The following is a 21,210-nucleotide window of genomic DNA, read 5'->3' on the forward strand; positions in this document are numbered from 1 at the left end:
CGACTGTCACATGCATCCCGGAATGCCGCCCCAACTCCGGCTGTTGCGAGGTGACATGACAGTCGGAGTTTCCCTCAACGCCCCGGCGGGCGCCGCCAACCAGATCGACGCCGTCCTCGAGCAGGCCGAGGAGGCCGCCGCCGCCGGGCTGCGTTCGGCCTGGTTCGGGCAGACCCTCGGTGCCGATTCGCCGCAGCTCGCGGCCCTCGTCGGGCGCGCCGTCCCGGGCCTGGAGGTCGGCACCTCGGCGATCCCCGTCTTCGGGCGCCACCCGCTCACCGTCGCGAGCCAGGCCCTCACCGCGCAGGCCGCCACCCACGGCCGCTACCACCTGGGGCTCGCCCTCGGCTCCCGGCTCATCGCCGAGGGCGCCTTCCGGGAGCCCTTCGAGCGTCCGGTGGCGCGGCTGCGTGAATTCCTCACCGTACTCAGGGAGTTGATCAATACCGGCACCACCGAATTCGAGGGCGAACTGATCCGCGCCGCCACCCCCCTGCCCGCCACCGTGCCCGGTGCCGAGCCGCCCGTGCCGCTGCTCGTGGCCGCGATGGGCCCGCAGGCCCTGCGCGTCAGCGGGGAGCTCGCCGACGGCATCCTGCCCTACCTCGCCGGGCCCAAGGCGCTCGGCGAGCACATCGTCCCGGCCCTCACCGCCGCCGCCGAGGCCGCCGGACGGCCCGCGCCCCGCATCGTCGCACTCGTCCACGGCGTCGTCACCGACGACGCCGACGCGGTGCGCGCGCGGGTCGCCGAGAAGCTCGCGTTCTACGAGCAGATCCCGTCCTACGCGCGCGCCATCGAACTCTCCGGCGGGCAGCGCGCCGTCGACGTGGCCGTCATCGGCGACGAGGAGACCGTCGCCGCCGAGATCCGCCGCTACCGGGACGCCGGAGCCACCGAGGTCGTGTTCGCCGGGACGGAGGAGGCGGGCGCGGCGGCGCGGCTGCGCACCTGGAAGCTGCTGGGCGAACTGGCGCGCTGACGCCCGCCGTTCGGGCCCCGGAGCCCCGCGCCGTACGGTCCCGTCAACCTCCGTACGGCGCACTTGTCCTCCGCGCGAGTGTCCGGCCTCCGCCGCCCCGCCGCCCCTACTAGTGGGCTTGGCCCACCGGGGCGCGGGCGCCGGGCGGCACCCCGGCGAGGGCGGCATGATCCACGGGTGAACGGGCGGCGAACCCCCGGGTGCCGTGCCGATTGTCGGGCCGGCGCTCGGGGGGTGCCCGTGCGCGGGCCGGGCGGCGCCCAGCACCTAGCGTCGCTGCCCGTGAACGTGAAGCTGTCCGTCGTCGTCCCCTTCCACAACGTCCAGGCGTACGCGGCCGAGACCCTGCGCAGCCTGCACCTGAACGCCCGCTCCGACTACGAGTTCATCCTGGTCGACGACTGCTCGACCGACCGCACCCCCGACGTCATCGCGCACCACCGGACGCTGCTGCCCGGCTGCGTCGTGCTGCGCCACCCCGAGAACCGGGGCCTCGCCGACGCCCGCAACACCGGCCTCGACGCGGCCCGCGGCCGCTACCTCACCTTCCTCGACGGCGACGACTGGCTCGCACCGGGCCACCTGGACCGGCTCGTCGCCGCCATCGAGCGCTACGCCTGCGAGTTCGTGCGCACCGATCACGTCCAGGTCACCGGCCGCAAGAGGGTGCTGCACCGGGCTCCCGAACCCCGCCGCCACCAGGTCCTCGACCCGCGCTCGGGCATCCTGCCCGCCGACCGCACCACGATGACCGACTACCCGTACGCCTGGGCCGGGATCTACGACCGGGCCCTGCTGGAACGCGGCGTGCTGCGCTTCGACCCCGGCCTGCGCATGACCGAGGACCGGCCCTGGATCTGGCGGTTGCACCGGCAGGCCCGCAGCTACGCCGTGGTGCCCCTGGACGGCGTCCGCTACCGGCGCGGACTGCCCGGCTCCCTCACCCAGGTCGGCGACGAGCGCCGCCTCGACTTCTTCCGCGCCTTCGACCTGCTCGTCGACCAGCTCCAACAGGACCCGCAGTGCGAGGAGTTGCTGCCCAAGGCCGTCCGTACCTACTGCTCCATCATGGCCGCGCAGCTGCACACCCTGCACCGCTGCGCCCCGGCCGTGGCCCGCCGCACCCCGGCGCGGGCCCGCGAGGCCCTCGACCGGCTGCCGCGCGCCGCCCTGCGCGAGACCCTGCGCACCCTGCCCCCGGACCGGGCCGCCGCGCTGCGCGGACTGTACGGGGTGCGCGGCGTCCTCAACCGGGGCCTGGCGAGCGCCCGTCGGGAGGCCGTCGCATGAGCCAGGTCTTCGCCGTCTCCACCGGCTACGGCGCCGCGACCCTCGCCGCGGCCCTCGACGCGGGCCTGTTCGGCGGCGCCCGCGCCCGCCCGCGCATCCTGCTGGTCACCCACACCGCGGGCAACCCCGAAGTGATCCCGCCGCCGACCCGGCTGCCCGGCTTCGAACGGCTGCGGGCCCGCTTCGACCGCGTCGCGCACTGGAACGAGATCATCCACCCGCACCACCCCGCCGCCTGGTCGCCCCGCGCCCAGGACGTGCCCGCCTGGCAGCGGCTGCTGCGCGCCGCCTGGCTCCTCGACGCCGACGAACCCGTCGAACTCGTCCTGGAATCCATCCAGACCGAACCCGCCCGCGCCATCGCCGCGCTCTTCCCCGACAGCCCCGTCGACCTGTACGCGGACGGCCTGATGAGCTACGGGCCCACCCGCAACGCCCTGCCGCACACCCTGCACGGCCGCATCCGCCGCCTCCTCCACCCCGACCTGGTGCCCGGCCTGTGGCCGCTGCTCCTGTCCGAACACGACATCCCGGCCGAGACGGTGCCCGACGCGCAGTTCACCGCCGTCCTCGACGAACTCACCTGCTGCGCCCCGCCGTTGGGGGAGCACCCGCAGGGCGCCGTGCTCATCCTCGGCCAGTACCTCGCCGCCGCCGGCATCCTCACCGAGACCGAGGAGCACGGGCTGTACGCGCGCATGGTGCGGGCCGCCGCCGCGCGCGGCCACCGCGAGGCCGTCTTCAAACCGCACCCCGCCGCACCGCCCGCCGTCACCCGCGCCCTGCACCGCGCCGCCGACGACAGCGGGATCACGCTCACCGTCTGCGCGGCGCCCGTACTCGCCGAGAGCCTGGTGCGACGGCTGCGCCCGGCCCTCGTCGTCGGCTGCTTCTCCACGGCGCTCCTGACCGCCGCCGTGCTCCACAAGGTGCCCACCGCGACCGTCGGCACCGACCTGCTCCTGGAGCGCCTCACCCCGTACGAGAACAGCAACCGCATCCCCGCCACGCTCGCCCGCGCCCTGCTGCCCGACCTGGAACACGACAGCGAAGCGGGCCGGGCCGTCGATCCCGTCGACCTGTCCCCGGCCCGCATCGGCGCCGAGGTCGAACCGCTGCTCGCCGCCGTCGGCCACTGCATGCAGCCCCAGCGCTGCGCCCACCTGCGCGAACAGGGCGAACGCTTCCTCGCCGCGCACAGCGAGGACGGCCTCGGCCTGGACGCCGCCACCGCCCCGTACTTCAAACGCCGCCGCCTGCGCAGCCTCGGCCTGCCCGGCGCCCCGCCCCCGCGCACCCCCACGTCCCGGCTGCTCGCCGCCGCCCGCCACCACCTCGACCGACTCAAGGGAACCGCGATCCGATGACCACGACACCCACGACACCCACGACACCCACGACACCCACGACGCCCACGGCCCTCTCCCTCGGCGCCCGCTCCGGCCGCCTCCTCCTCCAGCCCGCCCTCGACCTCCTCGACCGGCGCATCGACCGCCGCCTGCGCACCGCCCGCCACGAGATCGCCGCCCTGCGCCGCGAACTCACCGCCACCCGCGAGGAGTTGACCAAGGCGCACCTGCGGCCGCACTCCTTCGACATGCTCTACGGCCGCGACGGGCGCGCGGGCCACCGCATGCCGAGCCGCGCCGACATCGACCGGCTCGCCGCCCGCATCGCCGCCGTCACCGGCCGCGACGGCGCCTACGCCGAGACCGTGCAGGCATACCGCACCCTCGTCGAACTCGAGTCGCGCGGCGTCGGCCGCATCGCGGGCTCCACCGCGAACATCCTCGGCAAGCTCGCCACCACCCCGCTGCTCGGCCCACCGGGCGGCGACCTCCTGGAGATCGGCACCCTCTACGGACTGTTCGCGGGCGGCATGACCCGCCAGCTGCTGCGCCGCGGCCTCAGCTACCGGCTGACCATCGTCGACCCGATCGCCCCCGTCCAGCTCCAGCCCGGCGTGGACATCACCCACGACCCGTCCGGGACCCCCGTCACCGAGGACGTCATCCGCGCCAACCTCGCGTACGCGGGGGTGCGGGCCGAGCAGGTCCGGCTGCACCGCGGCTTCTCCGAGGACCCCGACGTGCGCGCGGCACTCTCCGACCGCCGCTACGGCGTGATCGTGATCGACGGCGACCACTCGGCGCAGGGCGTCGCCCGCGACCTGGAGTGGGCCGAGGAGATCGCCGCGAGCGGGGCGATCGTGGTCATGGACGACTACGGCGACGCCAAGTGGCGGGGCGTCCAGGAGGCCACCGACCGGCACCTCGCGGGGCACACCCGGCTGCGGCTGGTGGGGACGGTGTCGACGAGCGCGTTCCTGCGGGCGGAGTGAGCCACCCGGGGCTGGGGCCGGGGCCGGGGCCGGGGACGGGGCCGGGGGATCGCCGGTGACTCGGGGCCTGTGACCTGGCCCTTCTGGTCCTTTCGGCCGATCGGTTCTGACCGGTCGGCCGATGGCGCCGGCCCGCGCCCGCCCCGGATCGTTGAGGGCATGAACATGGCGCGCAACCCCTGGTGGTGGCTGGTCGCCGCGGGAGTCGCCGCCTTCGCAGCGGTACTCGCGCTGCACACCGGCGACGGAACGGCGGCCCCGCACGGGCACGACCGGGCCGCCATGGCGCACGCCCAGGCACGCCCCGCCGACGCGTCCGACCCCGTCCTCGACGCATCCGCCCTCGGCGCGACCGCGCTGGCCTCCGCCGGGGTGCTCGGACTGTTGCGCCGCCGCGGCACGAGCACGGCGAAGACCGCGAGCACTGCGAAGGCGGTGAAGCCCGCGCGGACCGCGACGGCCCCGCAGCCCACGAAGATCACGGAAGCCGCGAAGGCCGCGAAAGCAGTGAAGGTCGTGAAGATTGCGAAGGGGGTCACCGGCTGATGCTGCACACCCTCTACCTGGTGGGCATCGCCGCCTTCGCCGCCAGTGGCGTGCTCGCCGCGCACCGCGCCCGCATGGATCCGTTCGGCGGCCTGGTCCTCGCCTTCGTCGCCTCCATCTCCGGCGGCACCCTGCGCGACCTGATCCTCGACCGGCACCCGCTGTACTGGACCCACGACTGGCAGCTGCTCACGGTCATCGCCGTGACCGGCGTCGCCACCATGCTCTATCTGCGCCGCCGCGAGCTGCCGCAGCGCAGCCTGATGGTGGTGGACGCCATCGGCCTCTCCGTGGTCACCGTCATGGGCGCCCAGGCCGCCGTCGAGGCGCACGTCACCCCGCTCGCGGTGATCATCCTCGCCGTGCTCACCGGAGTGACCGGCGAAGTGATCCGCGACGTCCTCTGCGGGGAGTTCCCGCCGCTGCTGCTGCGCGAAGAGGTGTACGCGACCGCGGCCCTCGCCGGCGCCGTCTGCTACCAGCTCCTCCACTTCGCGGGCGCGTCCTCGACCGTCACGACGTACGCCGCCGCCGGGCTGGTCCTCGCGCTGCGCCTCGCGGCGATCACCAAGTCCCTGCATCTGCCGCGGCTTTCACGCATCGACTAGCCCCGTCCTGGGCCCATGGCCAGTCGGTGCTCGCGGCGTCAGAACCGCCCGACGAGGACGGGCGGCCGCCCGGGTGCCTTGCCGTCGATGACGTACACCTCCGCGCCCTTGCGGAGGACGACCTCGTCGCGGCCGTCGCCGTCGAAGTCCCGGACCGTGTCGAGCGCGGTGTCGCGGGGGACGTGCGGCAGGGCGTGCGGGGAGCGGGCGCCGGGCAGGACCGTCACGCCGAGCGTGGTGTAGCCGCCTGCCGGGTCCTCCAGGGTGTCCTTGGGGTCGCCGTGGCCGACGAGGAGTTCGTCGGGGCCGGTGCCGTCGAGGTTTCCCGTCGCCATGGGGGCGGCGGACTTGGGGATGGTGACGGTGCGGGTGAGCCGGGTGCCGTCGAGGACCTTCACCGTGGTCGCGGCCCCGCGGGGCGGCCGCCAGTCGGCTCCGGCCTCCTCCTCGACGTAGTAGTCGCAGGTCGGATCGTTGGCGACGGCCAGTTCGCGGCGGCCGTCGCCGTCGAAGTCCCCCCAGGCGGGCAGGTCGCCCGCCGGGAGCTCGCGGGCCGGTCCGAGGCCCGAGGGCCCCGCCGCGAACAGCACGTCGGCGTCCTCGCTCCCGGTGTTGCACGAGGGGGCCACGACGCTGGTGGCCCGGCCCGGCGCGATCTCGTCGACGACCACGCCCTCGTCCGCGGCCGCGTCCCGCAGCCCGCCGTGCCGGGTGATCCTGGCGGGCTTGCCCGAGCGGCTGAACGGGCCGTAGAGGACGTAGAACTGCTCCGCGTCGCCGTCCTTGGTGTCGGCGTACGCGAGCAGGTCGTGCTTGCCGTCGCCGTTGAAGTCGCCCCGTTCCAGGCCGAGTCCGAAGTTGATGCGGCGGTCGCCGAGCTGGATCCGGGTGGCTCTGCGGCCGGGGCGCGGGCCCTTGGGGGTGCCCCAGCTGATGTACGCCTCGGTGGTGGAGTCGTCGCTTGCCGGGCCGCCGCCGGGCTTGCCGCCCCAGGTGGTGGAGAGGTCGGCGTAGCCGTCGCCGTCCAGGTCGGCGGGGACGACGCCGGAGCCCAGGTCGGTGTCCTTGCCGTAGTCGGTGTGGCCGACGCGGCCGAAGGGCAGCCCGAGGCTGGTGGCGTTGAGGACCGTGCGGGTCTTCGGGTCGAGGCCGTGGCGCGAGCCGAAGACGACGTCCAGCTGGTGGGGCGTCTGCGGGTCGGGGCCGCCCCCGGGCACCAGCAGCTCCGGGTGGCCGTCGCCGTTGAGGTCGTCGGGCAGGTGGCTGCCCTTGCCCGCGGGGATCGGCTTGCTGGACACCGAGGGCGGCGCGGGCGGCCCCGCCTGCCCCTGCTCGTTCCCGGACCCGCCGCCCCCGGAGCACCCCGCGAGCAGCAGGGCCGCGCAGGCCGCCGCCAGCGATGTGCGCGTACTGATCCTCGGCGTCGTGCCCCTCGGCGTCGCGATCCTCGGCGTCGTGATCCTCATGGGTTCAAAGATCACGTCGCGGGCGCACGTAGTTGCGGCGGTGCGGTTGCGATCCGGCAACGGGTGCTCCGCGAAAGGGACTTACGGGGCAAGGCGGAGCGGTTCGGCGTGGGCCTCAGGTGTCGTCGGTACTCCCGGGCGCCCTCGGGGTCCCAGCCTTTCGGCGGCGAAGAGGGCCCTGGGGCCCGGCCTCCTCCCCGGAGCCACCTGCACATCCACGGACAGCACCTACGCGGGCCGCTTCCACGGCGACTCCCTGGTCATGACCGGCCCCGCCCGCATGGCCCGCACCCTCACCGCCGACGGCACCATCACCTGCGACTCGGACAGGCCCGAGGACGACGGCGGCTGGGTCCCCTTCATGCGGGCGACGCTCACACGTACCCCTTGAGCATCCCCTTCCAGTACATCTGCGGCAGCCCGTACCGCTTCAGGTACCACATGCTCGTGCGCTCCTTCGTCGTGTCGATGAGGGGGAGCGACGGCGCCGGTTCGAGGTCGTAGTCGAACTCCGCGAGCAGCATCTTGTGGCGGGCGGTGACCAGGGGGCAGGAGGTGTAGCCGTCGTAGCGGGCCGTCACGGGGCGGCCGCGCAGCGAGGAGTGGAGGTTGGCCACCACGACCGGGGCCTGCTTGCGGACGGCGGCGCCCGTCTTGGACGTGGGCAGGTTCGCGACGTCGCCGAGCGCGAAGACCTCGGGGTGGTCGGGGTGTTGGAGCGTCGCCCGGTCCGCGCGGACGTAGCCGAAGGGCGATTCGGGGTCGGCCAGGGGGCTCTCGGCGATCCAGCGGGGCGCGGTCTGCGGGGGCACGGCGTGCAGCAGGTCGTAGCGGATCGTCTCCTTCGTTCCGGTGGAGTGGTCGGTGACGACCGCCTCGCGGGCCGCGCCGTCGAGGGCGGTGAGCTCCGAGTGGAGGCGGACCTCGATGCCGTAGCGCCGGGCGGTCTCGGCCAACTCCCGTGAATACACCGGCACCTTGAACATCGCCGGTTCCGGCAGGACCAGGATCACGCGGATGTGGTCGAGCACCCCGCGCTTGCGCCAGTGGTCCGCCGCCAGATACGCGATCTTCTGCGGGGCGCCCCCGCACTTCACCGGCCCCGAGGGCATCGTGAACAGTGCCGTCCCGCTCCGCATCGAGCGGATCAACTCCCAGGTCAGCGGGGCGAGATCGGGCCGGTAGTTGCTGGAGACGCCGTCGTGCCCGACGGCCTGGGCGAGCCCCGGGACGCCGCCCCAGTCCAGGCGCAGGCCCGGCGCGACCACGAGCCGGTCGTAGCCGATCGTGCGGCCGGAGCCGGTGGCGACCGTGCGGGCTTGCGGGTCGACGCCGGTCGCGGACTCGCGCAGCCAGTGCACGCCGGGCGGCATCACCTCGGCCTGTGTGCGCATGGACGCCCGAAGTCGGGCCTGGCCGCCGCCCACCAGCGTCCACAGCGGCTGGTACCAGTGGGTGGCGGACGGCTCGAGCACGGCGACGTCCGGGGCCCCGGCGCGCCGCAGCCGGGCGGCGACGGTGATCCCGGCGGTGCCCCCGCCGATGATCACGATCTGGTGGTGAGCGGACGCGGTGGTCATGCGGGTCCTCCCTGAAGGGTGTGCGGTCGTACGGGTGTGGAGACGGCCCAAGGGGTCCGAGGAGCACAAGAGGGCCGAGCGGTACGGGAATCCGGAGCCGTCACAGGCTCGCGATGCTGGTGACCGCCATCGACACGGCGAGGACGGTCACCAGTGAGGCGAAGGCGGTCGACAGGGTGCGGGGGTGCAGGCGCCCGGCGATCCGGTTGCCGAGCCAGCTGCCGAGCGCCGCGCAGACCGCGAACGAGGCGAGCAGCGGCAGCGCGGGGACGGCGTCCCCGGCGCGCAGGGCGAACGCCGTCGCGGAGTTGATGAGGATGACGATCAGCGAGGTGCCGACGGCGGCGGGCATCTCCATGCCCAGGACGAGCGTGAGCGCGGGCACCACGACGAAGCCGCCGCCCACCCCGAAGAACCCGGTGAGCAGGCCGACTCCGGTGGCCGCGGCCGCGATCGCCGCGAGCCGCCGGTGGCGCGCCGCCGCGGTAGGTGTCGTACGGGACGGTGCCGTACGGGGGGTGTCCTCGGCGTCGGCGGAGGCGGCGGAGCCGGTACGGGGGGTGTCCTCGGCGGCGGAGTCGGCGGAGGTGGCGGAGGCGGCGGAGTCGGTACGGGTGCCGGAGCCGGCCGTCCTCGTACATGCCTCGCCCCCGGCCCCGCCGCCCCCACCCGGACGCGCACCGCCGTCGGCCGCACCCGAGCGGGCCTCGCTCCCGACAGGCAGCCGCTCCCGCGCAGTTCGCGGACGCCGGTCCCGCACCAGCATGGCCGTCGCCACCACCAGCATCAGCCCCGCGAACGCCACCATCAGCACGGACGGATCGAGGGTCCTGCTCCACCGCGCCCCCACATACGTCCCGACCGTGCCGAGCGCTCCGAAGACCGCCCCGGCCGCCCACCGCACGTGCCCCGCGCGGGCGTGACAGGCGAGGCCGGAGGCCGCCCCCACGGCGACGACGACCAGCGCCCCTGTGGCCGCCTCGTGCGGCGAACGGCCCAGGAGATAGACGAGGGCGGGGACGGCGAGGATCGAGCCGCCGCCCCCGAGCGACCCCAGCAGCAGCCCGATGAGCAGGCCGCACGGCACGGCTATGAGCGGCATCGTCGGCACGCGTGGCCCGGCTCTCAGGACGGACACGCCGCGCGCGGCGCGAGCGTGACGTCGGGGCTGGTGCCCGACCACTGCGCGACGAACGCGAAGCGGTCGCCGCGCACCACCGTCTCCCGCCACTCCACGACGCGTCCGCCCGCGCGGCCGGTCCGCTCGATGAAGAACGCCGCCTCGCGCGCGGCGAGGCCGAGCAGCCAGCACTGCCGGATGTCGGGCAGAAAGGGCAGGATGCGCTCCTGCCCGCCATCGACCTTGAGCCCGCAGCGGCGGCTCAACTCCGTGTACAGGGCGGTGTGCCGGAAGTCGGCCTCCAGGATCGGCTCGGCGAGCTCGGCCGGGAGGTAGCTGGTGTCATGGGCGAGCGGCTCGCCGTCCGCGAGCCGCAGCCGCTCCAGGACGACCAGCGGGGCGTCGGGCAGCAGCCCCATGCGCTCGGCCACGGTGTCGTCGACGGTGTGCTCCAGGCGCAGCACCTCGCTGCGCTGCTCCACGCCCCGGCCCTCCAACTCCCGGAAGAGGCTGTACAGCGAGCCGAGGGGCTGCTGGATGCGGCGGGTGTCCAGGCGGCTCGCGCGGCCCCGCTCGGCGATCACCAGGCCGTCGGCGCGCAGTCTGCGCAGCGCCTCGCGGACGGTGTGCCGGCTCACCTCGTACTCGGCGGTCAGACGGTGCTCGGCCGGAAACTCGGCGGTGAAGGCGCCCGCTTCCATGCGCCGCCGCAGGTCGTCGCGGAGCTGGGCCCACAGGGGGAGAGGTGCGCGCCGGTCGAGGGGGCGCGGACCGAAGTCGTCGGCCGCCTGCTGCTGGGACATGGCGCTTTCTCCTTGGACGGGACGGGCGATGTGAACGAACGGGGTCGGGTGACGTGAACGAATGGGGGCGGGTGATGTCGATGGGACCGGTGATGCCAATGCGGCCCGGGGCTAGGTGACTTGAACGGGGCCGCATCAACCGGGCTGTCCCGGACCCGAGTTGTCGTGAGCGGGCTCGGCTGCCTAATGTACGTACATCCGTGCATCCGCACAACACGCCCGTGGACCCCCCTTGCTCCCGGAGGCCGACCGTGCACTTCGCGCAGTACTACCTCGACTGTCTGTCCCAGGCGTCGTACCTGATAGGCGACGAGACCACCGGACGAGCCGTGCTCGTCGACCCGCGCCGCGACATCGACGAGTACCTGACCGACGCCGAAGCGGCGGGCCTGCGCATCGAGCTGGTCATCGAGACGCACTTCCACGCCGACTTCCTCTCCGGCCACCTCGAACTGGCCCGTGCCACCGGCGCCGCCATCGCCTTCGGCGCCGCCGCGGAGACCGGCTACCCCATCCGCAGGCTGGCCGACGGCGAACGCGTCAGCCTCGGCGAGGTGACGCTCACCGCCCTTGCCACGCCCGGCCACACCCCCGAGTCCATCTGCGTGGTGGTCCATGAACACCCGGACGCCGACGTGCCGTTCGGGGTGCTAACCGGCGACACCCTCTTCGTGGGCGACGTCGGCCGCCCCGACCTGCTCTCCTCCGCCGGACTCAGCGCGCAGGAGATGGCCGGCCGTCTCTACCGCTCGCTCCACGACAAGCTGCTCACGCTGCCCGACGCCACCCGCGTCTACCCCGCCCACGGCGCGGGCTCGTCCTGCGGCCGCAGCCTCTCCAGCGAGACCAGCTCCACCATCGGCGAGCAGCGCCGCCTCAACTACGCGCTCCAGCCCATGCCGGAGGCCGACTTCGTCCGCCTCGTGACCGCGGGCCAGCCCGCGACCCCCGGCTACTTCGCGCACGACGCGACCCTCAACCGCGACGGTCACCCGCTCCTCGACGCCGCGTCCGCGCCGCCCGCCCTCTCCCTCGACGAGGCCCTGGCCGCCCGTACGGAACGAGGCGCCGTCCTCCTCGACAGCCGCCCCCTGTCCGCCTACACCACCGCGCACCTGGCCGGATCGCTGCACGCGGGCCTGGACACGCGCTTCGCGGAGTACGCGGGCAGCGTCGTGCCGCCGGGCACCCCGATCGTCCTGGTGGCCACGCCCGGCACCGAGCACGAGGCCCGCGTCCGGCTCGCCCGCATCGGCTACGACCACGTCATCGGCCACGTCGCGGACCCGGCCGCCGCTCTCGCCGACCGCCCCGAACTCACCGCGTCCACCCACCGGTCGGACCCGCACGAGGCCCCGCCCGCGGACGCCCAGCTCGTCGACGTCCGCAACCCCGCCGAGTACGCGGAGGGCGCGCTCCCCGGCGCCGTGAACCTCCCCCTGGCCACGCTCGCCGCCCAGGCCCACCGCCTGGACCCGGCCCGCCCGGTGGTCCTGTACTGCCGCAGCGGCAACCGCTCGGTGATCGCGGCGGCGCTGCTGGAGGCGCGGGGGTTCGCGGATGTGCGGGACATCATCGGGGGGTACGAGCAGGCGGCCTGAGCCAGGGACCACCACCCGGCCGCTGGGGCGGGCCGTTGTCAGTGGTGCCGTCTACGGTCACCGACCATGACAGCTCCCACCGCGGCCGCCCCTGCCCCGACCGGCCGTCTCCCGCGCACATACCTGGCCTGGCTCGCCGGAGCGCTGGCGTCCCTGCTCGGGGACGCGGTCCTGTACTTCGCGCTGGGCTGGGCGGCCGCGGCACACGGCGGCTCCGTGGCGGGACTCGTCCTCACCGCGATCACGCTGCCGCGCACGCTGCTCCTGCTCATCGGCGGCGCCGTGGCCGACCGCTTCGGCGTCCGCAGGGTGATGCTGCTCGGCGACGCGGCGATGATCGTGCTGACGGTCGCCCTGGCCGCGGCGACCCGCCAACTCGGCTCGCCGGTCTGGCTGTTGATCGCGGCGGGCCTGGCGATCGGCATCGTGGACGCCTTCTACCTGCCCGCCTCCGGCTCCATGCCCCGCCGCCTCGTAGGGACCGGGGCCCTGCCCCAGGCGCTTGCGCTGCGCCAGACCGGCGGCCAGCTGGCGTCCCTCGCGGGCGGTGCGGCGGGCGGCTTCCTGGTGGCGGCCGTGGGCCTGGGCGGCGTGGCCCTCCTGGACGCGGCGAGCTTCGCGGTCATGCTGGCGGTGCTGCTCGCGATCCGCCCGGCGCGGCCGACGCCGCCGCCTGCTCCCGGCAAGGGCAGTGTGCTGCGAGACGCGCTGGAGGGACTGCGGGTCGCCTGGCGGGAACCCGTACTGCGCCCGGCACTTGCCCAGGTCGCGGCGGCGGCCGGCTTCCTGCTGCCCGTCATCTCGCTCCTGGTTCCGCTGCTCGGCCACCACCGGGGCTGGGACACCGGCGCCACCGGCCTGGTCGTGGGCGCGCAGAGCCTCGGCATCATGGCCGTCGCCGTCCTCGTGGTCCGCAAGGGCGGCAGCGACCGCCCCGGCCGCACGGCGGCGCTCGGCCTCCTCGTCGCCGGTACGGGCACCGCCGCCCTGGCGCTCTCGGCCGCCGCACCGTTCGCCACGGCCGCGGCGCTCATGGTGGGCCTGGGCTCGGGCCTGTTCAGCACCCACGTGGCCCCGCTCGTCCTGACGGCGACGCCCGAGCCTTTCCTGTCTCGCATCCAGGCGCTCCTCGGCGTCGTCCAGAGCGCCGCGCTGCTGCTGATGAACAACGTGCTGGGCAGCCTCGCCGCACTCACCGGCCCGCCGGTGGCGCTGGGCGTCTGCGCGGCCGCCGTCGCGCTCACGGGCGGGGCGGGGCTCGCCTCGACCGCTCTCAGGACGGCGACGCGGACGGCGACGGGGGCGATGACGGGCGCGACGACGGGGGCTGTGCCGCAGGGAGCTCCCGCCGGAACGCCTCCAGACGCCCGGCCAGCTCCCGCGGACGGACGAGCATCGGAAAGTGCCCGCCCCCGTCCATCTCGCCGATCTCCGAAGAACTGAGCGGCAGCCGTTCCTCAACAGCCCTGCGCAGAAAGGCAGCCGGAAAGAAGGCGTCGTCCCGGCAGAGCAGAAACCGTGTCGGAACGGCGGGCCACGCGGGCAGCGGCCACGGCTGCTCCATGGGCGTGCCGGACTGCGGGCGCCACCGGGTGTCCACCTCGGCGGCGAGCGCGTCCGGGAGCCCGCGCAACAGGGCGTTGGGATCTTCCTCGGGCGTCGTCCCGTCCAGCGCGGCCCGCTCGCGCCGCGCCTCGGCGTGACCGGTGGCCGCCCACCAGTCGGCGGGCGGCTCCCCGGGGCGGGGCGGCATGGCGTTGAGCATCACGAGGAGGTCCACGGGGAGCCGGTCGCAGGTGAGAGGCGCGACGAGACCGGCGAACGAGTGGGCCACCAGGACGAGTTGACCGGGCGCGCTCGTGGCGCGGCCGACGGCTGCCACGGCGTCCACGACCGCGTCGGCGTACTCGGCGAGCCCCGCGCGGTCGTCGTCGCAGGGCAGCTCGACGGTCACGACGTCGTGCCCCAGGGCGCGCAGCTCGGGCTCCAGCAGATGCCAGTGCCAGGGCCCGCAGGCGGCACCGTGGATGAGGACGTAGGCGGCCATGAGGCGCATCATGCCAGGGGAGTTGGGCATGGCTGGTGGGGCACGGCTGGTGGGACATGACCGGTCGGACATGGTCGGTCGGACATGACCGGTGCAGCACGGCCGCGTAATCCGGTCGCCCTGCCGCGCCCTTGATCCGTACGCTCGGCGGCAGCCGGATCGCGCGGTCCCGCAGGACGCGGCGCTGTGGCAGAGCGGCCCATTGCGATCGGCGCGCGGGAGGTTCCCCCGCGCGTCGACTGAGGGCCCGGGGCGGACCTGCCCGGGGGTCCTCCGCGGGTTCGAATCCCGTCGGCGCCGCGTCCGGCCCGTCCGGCCCCGCTCGCCCTGCTGGGCCGCCGTCTCAGGTGTCGGCGCCGAGCACGCGGAGCAGGGTGACGCGGAGCGCGTCCGCCGCCTCGTCCTCCGTCATGCGCTCCGCCGCCGCGTCGTCGCTCGCCGCGTGGCCGAGCCGCACGACGACGGTGACCAGCCAGTCGAGCGGTAGCCCGTCGTCGAACTCCCCACTGTCCTGGCCGCGTTGAATGATCCGCCGCAGCCGATCGGTGACCGCCTCATGGCGTGCCCGGTCGGTCTGCGGGGGCACCGGGAGCGAGGCGGCCCGCCGCATCAGGACCGGGTAGCGCCCGGCCGTCCGGCGGCCCGCGTCCAGGAGCCGCAGCAGCGCCTCAGCCGCCGGCCCCTCGTCGAGGCATGCGGCGTCCATCGCGGCGACGGCGTCCTCCGTGACCCGGTCGAGCGCTCCCGCCCACAGGTGCTCCCGCGAAGGGAAGTGGGCGTAGACGGTCTGGCGCGTCACGCCCGCCACGGCAGCGATGGCCTCGACGCTCGCGTCGGGCTGTGCGTTCAGGAGCTGGACCGCCGCGTCCAGGATGGACTGCCGGCTGCGGCGGGCGTCGGCGCGACGGCGGGGCCGGGGCCGGGGCCGGGGCTGAGGCCGGGGCTGAGGCCGGGCCTGGGACGGGGACTTGGGCTCGGTCTCGGGCGAGTCACTCATCTCTTACACCTTGTCAAAAATACTGGGCGATGCATATCTTACAGAGCGTAAGAGATAGCCCCAGTGATCGTGTGATCCATCCGACGGGAGCACCGTGAGCGGCAACCCTCCGACAGGCACCGGCCCCTTCGACGGCATCGACCCGAAGAAGTTCATCGCCGAGTTCCACGCCTCCTTCCACGACGACCTGGTGCACACCGACGAGGACGCGGGCGCCGTCGTCGACCGCTATCACACGCCGGACGTCCTGCAGTTCGCCGACGGGCACCGCATGGACCGCGCCCGGCTCATCGCCCACGCCCGGCCCATCCGCAAGACGCGGCCGACCGGCCGCATGGAGGTCCACGAGGCGTTCGTGGACGGCGACCGGATCGCGGCCCGCAGCACCCTGCACGTGGCGTACCCGGACAAGGAGCCGGTGAAGGAACTGGCCCTGGAGATCTGCTTCTTCGGCCAGTACGCCCCCGACCGACGGCTGCGCCGCGCTCACATGCTCACTCGCGTGATCCCCGCCGAGCGGGAGGAGTGACCGGCGTCGCCGTCGGCGTGCCATGAACTCCCCCCGGCGCGCCCCTGCACCAGCAGATCCCCCATCGCTGTACGCCGATGCCGCACCGCACGGCCCGCCCGCACCGTCACCACCAGGCCCGCACCGCGCAGTGCCGCCGCGTGCGCGGAAGCCGTGGCGTTGCTGACGCCGAGGCGCCGGGCCAGGTCGGTGGTGGTGTGGTCCTCGGCGAGCAGCAGCAGGACGTCCGCGCGTGTGCGGCCCAGCACCCCTGCGAGGGCGCCCTCTTCGGCGGCCTCGGGGCCGTCCGGCGTGAGCGGATGCCCCGGACCGGCCGAGTAGGTGACCACGAGGGGTTGGCCGGGGAGGTCCGCGAGGAGCGGGGCACCGGTCCAGTGGAAGGTGGGCATCAACAGCACGCCGCGTCCACCGAGCACGATGTCACCGTCGCGCTCACCCTCTGCACCTCCTGCACCTCCTGCATCCCGCCCCAACTCCCATACGTTGCCGTGCAGTCGGGCTCCGGCCGTCAGTCCGGACAGCGCGGCCCCGAGCCCCTCCTCGGCCACCGCCACCGCATGCCGGGTGAACTCCGCCCGGTGCAGGTCCTGCACCACCGGCCACACGGGCCGCACGACCGTCTCGAACGCCGCGCGCTCGGCCCGCAGCAGCACCCGCCAGGAATCCTCGGAGCCGCGGTGCAACTCCCGCACCCACGAGGGCGCCGCAGCCGGATGCGGGGCGTAGACACGCTCGAGCTCCGCGCGGACCAGGTCCGCACGCGCGGCCCGTACGGCATCGAGGCCCGCTGCCAGATCATCGCTGAACACGTCCAGGAAGCGGGGGGCCTGCCCGGCGGGCACCAGGTCCCGCAGCGGCAGGACGGCCTGCGGCAGTGCGCGCAGCGTCCGCTGCCGCCAACGGGCCTGCTGGGGCGCGTCGGTGGGGTGCGACATCGCCAACAAGGCGGTATGCAGGGCCTGCAGAGGCGCCGGCCGGGGCGCGAACCGGACCCGCGCGAAGTCGTCTGCCGTGAAGTGGATCCGGACCACTGTTCCCCCTGCTCCCTGAGTTCCCCACGCCCCCTACGTCCCCTACGCCCTGCGGACGCTCCGGGCCAACGTTTCGGGCAGGGCCTGAACCTTCGCCCGCGCCCCGACCCCCACGACAGCATCGCAAGGAATGAAGGAAAGAAGGAAAGACGGAGCGAGGGAGTGTGTGGGGATGGTCATGTCGTGGCACGAGAATGCCGCCGTCACCGGCCGAGGGGGCGTCGATCGACGTACGGCCCTCAGGAGTTCGACGGCGCTGGCCGCCGGACTCCTGATCGGCGGAGCCACGGCTGTCCCCGCACACGCAGGGGGCAAGGAGGGGAGCCCGCCCCGGCCGTCGTCTGAAGGAATCACCCTCCACCTGCCCGCCCCCACCGGCTCCCACCGCACGGGAGTGACCACCCTCCACCTCGTCGACCACGACCGGGGCGACCCCTGGGACGCCGGACTCCGTGCCCGCGAACTGATGGTCACCGTCCACTATCCGGCTGCCCGGGCCACCACCCCCTTCCCGCTCGCCCCGCAGATGACCCCCGTGGCGGCGCGGTGGTTCGCGACCTTCGACCCCGTACATCTGCACCCCCAACTGCCCAAGAGCGGCGTCAACTGGGGTGCCACGATGACCCGTTCCCGCGCAGGCGCACCCGCGCAGCCCGTACGACGCCCCGTGCTCCTCTACTCCCCGGGCGGCTGCGACCCGCGCACCCTCGGCACGGTCCTGGCCGAGGAACTGGCCAGTCACGGCGCGGTGGTCGTGACGATCGACCACCCCGGCGAACCGAGCGCCGTCGAGTTCCCCGACGGCAGCGTCCGGCAGTTCGCCCTGCCCGGCACCCCGGACGACCCCGAGGTCTTCCGGACGATGCTGCACACCCGCATCGCCGACACCCGCTTCGTCCTCGACGCGCTCACGTCCCTGGCCGACGGCCGCAACCCCGACGCGTCCGCACGCCCCCTCCCCGAGAACCTGCACCGAGCCCTCGACCCGCACCGCGTCGGCGTCTACGGCCACTCGGTGGGCGGCGAGACGGCAGCGGAGGCCCTCTACGAGGACCGGCGCATCGCCGCGGCGGCCAACCTGGAGGGCTACCTCGACTACCCGCCCCAACGCCCGGGGGAGGAGGGCGAGTTGCTCCCCGTCACCCGGCACGGCGTGGACCGCCCCCTGCTGCTCCTCGGCACCGACGGCTTCCGCAACGCGCGCTTCGACCGCTCCTGGTCGGCCATGCTCCGCCACCCCCACGGACACACACGCCAACACCGGCTCCACGACGCCAACCACTGGATCTTCACCGACTACGCCGCGCTCGTGCCCCCGCTCCAGGACGCCGGGCTGATGACCGCCCCGGACCGCGCCGCCCTCATCGGGACGCTCGCCCCGAACCGCTCCGTCCCGGCGGTACGCCACCGCGTGCGCACCTTCTTCGCCCGCCACCTCGGCTTCGCCCGCCACCTCGACGTCCGATGACCGCCAGCACACCCCACACCCTCGGAACACACTGACCCCATGACGGCAACACCCACACCCCCACGCACGCGGGGCTCCGCCACGGCGGTGCTCACCGGCATGTACGCCGCCGAGGCCGAGTACCTGGCGGCCGGCGGCCCCGGCCTGGCGTCCTTCGACCTGCTGGCGCCCTACTTCGCGCCGGACGTCGTCCTGCACCAGGCCGAGGCCCTGCCCTACGGCGGGACGTGGCGCGGCCACGCGGGCATGGAACGGTTCTTCCTCGCCATGGGGGAGACCTGGGAGCGCTTCGACATGGTGGCGCAGCAGTTCCTCGCCACCGGCGCGACCGCAGTGGTCCGCACACAGATCCAGGCCCGCTCCCGCGCCACCGGCCGCGAACTCGGCTTCCCGATCCTGCAGACCCTCCACATCAGGGACGACCGCATCTCCGAGGTCCACCCCTTCTACTGGGACACGGCGGCGATCGCGGCGGCGTGCAGACCGTAGGAGGGGCGGGAGCAGAGAGGCGAGCAGAGCCGCTGAGCCCCGCAGAACAGGGTGCGCGGAATGCCCCAAAACGGGATGTAGCGTGCGGCCCATGGACGCTCACCTGCGTACCGCCGAGGTGCGCGCCAGGATGGTCGCCGGGTTCGGGGACGGCGTGATGGTGGCGCGTACCGCCGTCGCGGCCGCGCTGTCGTGGTGGATCGCGACCGCGCTGCTGCACTCCGACGCGGCGTCACTCGCCCCGGCGGGCGCCATCCTCGGTGCGCAGACGACGCCGTTCGCGACCGCCCGCAAGAGCCTGCAGCGCGCGGCCGGGATCGGGCCGCAGATGCACCAGATCGCCCTGACCGCCGTCCTGGTCATGGGCGCCGCCCAGCACTTCGGGTACGGGGCCACGCGCCTGGAGGACAACGTGGTCGGCGTCCTGATCGGCACCGTCGTCGGGCTGCTCGTGCCCGCGCCGGGCTTCACCCGCCGTGCGGCCGAGGAACTGGCCCGCCTGACCCGGCAGACCGCCGACCTGCTGACCGAGATCTCCGGTCAACTCGCCGACGGGGACTGGGCGTCGCGCGCCGGGGACTGGGTCAACCGGGCCCGTGCCCTGTCCCAGCGGCTCGAGCTGGTCCGCAAGGCGGTACGGGACGCGGAGGACTCGATCCGCCGGCGGCCCCGTTCCGGCCGGGCGCGCTCCCGCATCAACCGGCTCGCCGAAGCCACCCGTTGCCTCGACCACGTCGGCCACCAGGTCCGGGGCATCAGCCGCGGCCTGTACAACCTGACCTTCCGCGAGGGCCGCCCGCCCGCACTCCACTGGGACCAGCACGACAGCCACCTGCTGCCCGAACCCGCCACCGCGCCGGACGGCCTCGACCGCGTCCTGGGTGACCTCGCCGCGCTGCTCGCCCTGCTCGCCGACGTGAGAAGATCCACGAACTCGACCCGGACATCGGCCCCCACCGGGGTGCCTTTCATACGTGACAGGCCGCATCCCCCGGTGTCAGCGGCCCCCTGGTGTCGGCGGAACCCCTGGTGTCAGTGGAAGCGGAAGCCGAGGTCCGGATCCGCGCCGACCAGTTCGGCGCTGAGGGACCACAGACGCGCGGCCACCTCCGGGTCGGCCATGTGCGCGGGCACCGGCTCACGCCGGGGGCGGCCGCGCAGGCCGAAGACCCTCGGCCCCCACAGCTGTCCGCCCCGCACCTCCGCGTCGAGCACGGCGCGCACGACGGGCCGGGCCCCGGCGTGCTTGCCCTGCACCAGGAGCCCGGCGGGCAGGGTGCGCAGCCGCTGACCGGGACGGGGCACGTGCACCGGCGGGCGGGACGGGGTGAGGCCGTCGAGGGCGCCGCCGGGGTGGGCCACCACGCTCAGGACCGGGCTGTCGAGGGCGCGCAGATGGCGGTCGAGGGCGAAGCCGAAGCTCATCTGCGCCAGCTTCGACCGCCCGTAGGTGCGCTTGGGGCGGTAGTCCTCGGTCGACTGCGGATCGTCCAGGTCCAGCCGCTCGGAGCGGGCCGCGAAGCTTCCCACGGTCACGACGCGGGCGGCCGGGGCCGCGGTCAGCAGGGGCGCAAGACCCTGGGTGAGGGCGAAGTGGCCGAGGTGGTTGGTGCCGAACATCAGCTCGTGGCCGTCCGCGGTCTGCCGGCGCGGCGGGTCGTCGAGTGCGACTCCGGCGTTGCAGACGACGGCGTCGAGATGGTCGACGGCCGGATCGACGGCCGGACCGGCGGCCGGACCGGCGGCCGAGCCGTTGGCCAGTCTGTCGCCCGCTGTCCTCACGGACGACAGGTCGGCGAGGTCCAGTGGCAGATGGCGCACCTGCGCGTCGGGGACGCGCGAGCGGAGCGAGACCATGGCGGCTTCCGCTTTGGCGGCGTCCCGGCTGCCGAGCACGACGAGGACGCCCGCGGCGGCCAGCTGCTCGGCGACGAAGTAGCCGACTCCGGCGTTTCCGCCGGTGACCAGGACGGTCTTGCCTTCGTTGCGATGGTTCCGATGGTTGCGTTGGTTCCGGGACGGGGCGGACGCCATGACACGAGCTCCTTGCGGTGGGCGGTGGCGTGCTCGTCGAGAGCACCGGCCCACCCAAGGTCGCAGAGCCCGCCGACATATCGCCGACAGGCTTCCGATACGGCTTGGGGCATGTCTCCGAGCCCGGGTCCACCGTCGACCCGGTGCCGGGCGCCGCCGGGTGACGGGGGATCGGCGGCGCCCGGCGGTCTGGTCAGGAGCAGGTCTTGTAGAAGTGCTTCCAGCCGTCGGTGGGCATGGTGGGGGGTTCGGCGGGGGTGCCGAAGGTGCCGTACTTG

General features: G+C 74.3%; 19 protein-coding genes, 1 tRNA gene and 1 pseudogene. 13 read left to right on the forward strand and 8 right to left on the reverse strand.

The genetic code is table 11. From position 1 onward, the window contains the following. The first annotated feature begins 55 nt into the window (after positions 1 to 55). From ACQB60_RS22885 to ACQB60_RS22910, 6 genes are all read left to right on the forward strand, one after another. Positions 56 to 982 carry a TIGR03564 family F420-dependent LLM class oxidoreductase gene (locus tag ACQB60_RS22885; RefSeq protein WP_496927932.1) on the forward strand — a complete coding sequence of 309 codons (927 nt, stop codon included), beginning with the start codon at positions 56 to 58 and terminating at the stop codon, positions 980 to 982. A 276-nt stretch (positions 983 to 1,258) separates the two neighbouring features. Beyond that, positions 1,259 to 2,272, forward strand: coding sequence for a glycosyltransferase family 2 protein (locus tag ACQB60_RS22890; RefSeq protein WP_496927965.1), 1,014 nt, complete (start codon positions 1,259 to 1,261; stop codon positions 2,270 to 2,272). After that, on the forward strand, positions 2,269 to 3,639 hold the full coding sequence (locus ACQB60_RS22895; RefSeq protein ID WP_496927933.1) for a polysialyltransferase family glycosyltransferase: 1,371 nt from the start codon (positions 2,269 to 2,271) through the stop codon (positions 3,637 to 3,639). Before ACQB60_RS22890 ends, ACQB60_RS22895 begins: the two co-directional genes overlap by 4 nt. Continuing rightward, positions 3,636 to 4,613, forward strand: coding sequence for a class I SAM-dependent methyltransferase (locus tag ACQB60_RS22900; protein WP_496927934.1), 978 nt, complete (start codon positions 3,636 to 3,638; stop codon positions 4,611 to 4,613). Before ACQB60_RS22895 ends, ACQB60_RS22900 begins: the two co-directional genes overlap by 4 nt. A 159-nt stretch (positions 4,614 to 4,772) precedes the next feature. Then, positions 4,773 to 5,159 (forward strand): hypothetical protein, encoded by a 387-nt coding sequence (locus ACQB60_RS22905; protein ID WP_496927935.1) that lies wholly within the window; start codon positions 4,773 to 4,775, stop codon positions 5,157 to 5,159. Then, a complete protein-coding gene (locus ACQB60_RS22910; RefSeq protein WP_496927936.1) occupies positions 5,159 to 5,767 on the forward strand; it encodes a trimeric intracellular cation channel family protein in 609 nt (202 codons plus the stop codon). Before ACQB60_RS22905 ends, ACQB60_RS22910 begins: the two co-directional genes overlap by 1 nt. A 38-nt stretch (positions 5,768 to 5,805) precedes the next feature. Here ACQB60_RS22910 and ACQB60_RS22915 read toward each other — a convergent pair whose 3' ends face one another. Continuing rightward, complete coding sequence (locus ACQB60_RS22915) at positions 5,806 to 7,233, reverse strand: hypothetical protein (RefSeq protein WP_496927937.1); 1,428 nt, start codon at positions 7,231 to 7,233, stop codon at positions 5,806 to 5,808. Between the two features lie 262 nt (positions 7,234 to 7,495). Here ACQB60_RS22915 and ACQB60_RS22920 point away from each other — a divergent pair, with 262 nt between their 5' ends. Then, a complete protein-coding gene (locus tag ACQB60_RS22920; RefSeq protein ID WP_496927938.1) occupies positions 7,496 to 7,624 on the forward strand; it encodes a hypothetical protein in 129 nt (42 codons plus the stop codon). Here the strand turns inward: ACQB60_RS22920 and ACQB60_RS22925 are convergent. The 3 genes from ACQB60_RS22925 to ACQB60_RS22935 form a co-directional block, all read right to left on the reverse strand. Beyond that, positions 7,608 to 8,813: an NAD(P)/FAD-dependent oxidoreductase gene (locus tag ACQB60_RS22925; protein WP_496927939.1), complete on the reverse strand. Its 1,206-nt coding sequence runs from the start codon at positions 8,811 to 8,813 to the stop codon at positions 7,608 to 7,610. The genes ACQB60_RS22920 and ACQB60_RS22925 overlap by 17 nt on opposite strands. A 100-nt stretch (positions 8,814 to 8,913) precedes the next feature. Next, positions 8,914 to 9,915 (reverse strand): sulfite exporter TauE/SafE family protein, encoded by a 1,002-nt coding sequence (locus ACQB60_RS22930; RefSeq protein WP_496927966.1) that lies wholly within the window; start codon positions 9,913 to 9,915, stop codon positions 8,914 to 8,916. Between the two features lie 23 nt (positions 9,916 to 9,938). After that, the gene (locus ACQB60_RS22935) at positions 9,939 to 10,736 is read right to left on the reverse strand and encodes a GntR family transcriptional regulator (protein WP_496927940.1); all 798 of its coding nucleotides are present in this window, start codon (positions 10,734 to 10,736) and stop codon (positions 9,939 to 9,941) included. Positions 10,737 to 10,987: 251 nt separating this feature from the next. On the opposite strand from ACQB60_RS22935, the gene ACQB60_RS22940 reads away from it, so the two are divergent. Beyond that, on the forward strand, positions 10,988 to 12,337 hold the full coding sequence (locus ACQB60_RS22940) for a rhodanese-like domain-containing protein (protein ID WP_496927941.1): 1,350 nt from the start codon (positions 10,988 to 10,990) through the stop codon (positions 12,335 to 12,337). Between the two features lie 66 nt (positions 12,338 to 12,403). Beyond that, positions 12,404 to 13,780, forward strand: coding sequence for an MFS transporter (locus ACQB60_RS22945; protein WP_496927942.1), 1,377 nt, complete (start codon positions 12,404 to 12,406; stop codon positions 13,778 to 13,780). Here the strand turns inward: ACQB60_RS22945 and ACQB60_RS22950 are convergent. Beyond that, a pseudogene (locus ACQB60_RS22950) lies at positions 13,767 to 14,456 on the reverse strand (alpha/beta hydrolase); the annotation flags it as partial. The gene ACQB60_RS22945 and the pseudogene ACQB60_RS22950 overlap by 14 nt on opposite strands. 108 nt (positions 14,457 to 14,564) lie before the next feature. Here ACQB60_RS22950 and ACQB60_RS22955 point away from each other — a divergent pair. After that, a tRNA-OTHER gene (locus ACQB60_RS22955) sits at positions 14,565 to 14,684 on the forward strand. A 43-nt stretch (positions 14,685 to 14,727) separates the two neighbouring features. On the opposite strand, the gene ACQB60_RS22960 is transcribed toward ACQB60_RS22955, so the two are convergent. Next, positions 14,728 to 15,381, reverse strand: coding sequence for a TetR/AcrR family transcriptional regulator (locus tag ACQB60_RS22960; RefSeq protein WP_496927943.1), 654 nt, complete (start codon positions 15,379 to 15,381; stop codon positions 14,728 to 14,730). Between the two features lie 94 nt (positions 15,382 to 15,475). Here ACQB60_RS22960 and ACQB60_RS22965 point away from each other — a divergent pair, with 94 nt between their 5' ends. Beyond that, positions 15,476 to 15,910 (forward strand): nuclear transport factor 2 family protein, encoded by a 435-nt coding sequence (locus ACQB60_RS22965; protein ID WP_496927944.1) that lies wholly within the window; start codon positions 15,476 to 15,478, stop codon positions 15,908 to 15,910. On the opposite strand, the gene ACQB60_RS22970 is transcribed toward ACQB60_RS22965, so the two are convergent. Further along, positions 15,868 to 16,845, reverse strand: a complete 978-nt coding sequence (locus tag ACQB60_RS22970) for a winged helix-turn-helix domain-containing protein (protein WP_496927945.1) — start codon at positions 16,843 to 16,845, stop codon at positions 15,868 to 15,870. The genes ACQB60_RS22965 and ACQB60_RS22970 overlap by 43 nt on opposite strands. Positions 16,846 to 17,119: 274 nt before the next feature. On the opposite strand from ACQB60_RS22970, the gene ACQB60_RS22975 reads away from it, so the two are divergent. Next, on the forward strand, positions 17,120 to 18,409 hold the full coding sequence (locus tag ACQB60_RS22975) for an alpha/beta hydrolase (RefSeq protein ID WP_496927946.1): 1,290 nt from the start codon (positions 17,120 to 17,122) through the stop codon (positions 18,407 to 18,409). Between the two features lie 39 nt (positions 18,410 to 18,448). After that, positions 18,449 to 18,898, forward strand: coding sequence for a nuclear transport factor 2 family protein (locus ACQB60_RS22980; protein WP_496927947.1), 450 nt, complete (start codon positions 18,449 to 18,451; stop codon positions 18,896 to 18,898). Between the two features lie 1,032 nt (positions 18,899 to 19,930). On the opposite strand, the gene ACQB60_RS22985 is transcribed toward ACQB60_RS22980, so the two are convergent. After that, positions 19,931 to 20,932, reverse strand: a complete 1,002-nt coding sequence (locus ACQB60_RS22985) for an SDR family NAD(P)-dependent oxidoreductase (protein ID WP_496927948.1) — start codon at positions 20,930 to 20,932, stop codon at positions 19,931 to 19,933. Positions 20,933 to 21,210: the final 278 nt, after the last annotated feature.

Origin of the sequence: Streptomyces odontotermitis (assembly GCF_050510915.1) — a bacterium.
Classification (GTDB): Bacteria; Actinomycetota; Actinomycetes; order Streptomycetales; family Streptomycetaceae; genus Streptomyces.

Coding starts and splice junctions, on each gene's coding strand:
- ACQB60_RS22905 (WP_496927935.1), top strand. CDS start 4,773: ATGAACATGGCGCGCAACCCCTGGTGGTGGCTGGTCGCCGCGGGAGTC.
- ACQB60_RS22895 (WP_496927933.1), top strand. CDS start 2,269: ATGAGCCAGGTCTTCGCCGTCTCCACCGGCTACGGCGCCGCGACCCTC.
- ACQB60_RS22915 (WP_496927937.1), bottom strand. CDS start 7,233: ATGAGGATCACGACGCCGAGGATCGCGACGCCGAGGGGCACGACGCCG.
- ACQB60_RS22960 (WP_496927943.1), bottom strand. CDS start 15,381: ATGAGTGACTCGCCCGAGACCGAGCCCAAGTCCCCGTCCCAGGCCCGG.
- ACQB60_RS22935 (WP_496927940.1), bottom strand. CDS start 10,736: ATGTCCCAGCAGCAGGCGGCCGACGACTTCGGTCCGCGCCCCCTCGAC.
- ACQB60_RS22920 (WP_496927938.1), top strand. CDS start 7,496: ATGACCGGCCCCGCCCGCATGGCCCGCACCCTCACCGCCGACGGCACC.
- ACQB60_RS22985 (WP_496927948.1), bottom strand. CDS start 20,932: ATGGCGTCCGCCCCGTCCCGGAACCAACGCAACCATCGGAACCATCGC.
- ACQB60_RS22910 (WP_496927936.1), top strand. CDS start 5,159: ATGCTGCACACCCTCTACCTGGTGGGCATCGCCGCCTTCGCCGCCAGT.
- ACQB60_RS22930 (WP_496927966.1), bottom strand. CDS start 9,915: ATGCCGCTCATAGCCGTGCCGTGCGGCCTGCTCATCGGGCTGCTGCTG.
- ACQB60_RS22925 (WP_496927939.1), bottom strand. CDS start 8,813: ATGACCACCGCGTCCGCTCACCACCAGATCGTGATCATCGGCGGGGGC.
- ACQB60_RS22980 (WP_496927947.1), top strand. CDS start 18,449: ATGACGGCAACACCCACACCCCCACGCACGCGGGGCTCCGCCACGGCG.
- ACQB60_RS22970 (WP_496927945.1), bottom strand. CDS start 16,845: ATGTCGCACCCCACCGACGCGCCCCAGCAGGCCCGTTGGCGGCAGCGG.
- ACQB60_RS22945 (WP_496927942.1), top strand. CDS start 12,404: ATGACAGCTCCCACCGCGGCCGCCCCTGCCCCGACCGGCCGTCTCCCG.
- ACQB60_RS22900 (WP_496927934.1), top strand. CDS start 3,636: ATGACCACGACACCCACGACACCCACGACACCCACGACACCCACGACG.
- ACQB60_RS22885 (WP_496927932.1), top strand. CDS start 56: ATGACAGTCGGAGTTTCCCTCAACGCCCCGGCGGGCGCCGCCAACCAG.
- ACQB60_RS22975 (WP_496927946.1), top strand. CDS start 17,120: ATGTCGTGGCACGAGAATGCCGCCGTCACCGGCCGAGGGGGCGTCGAT.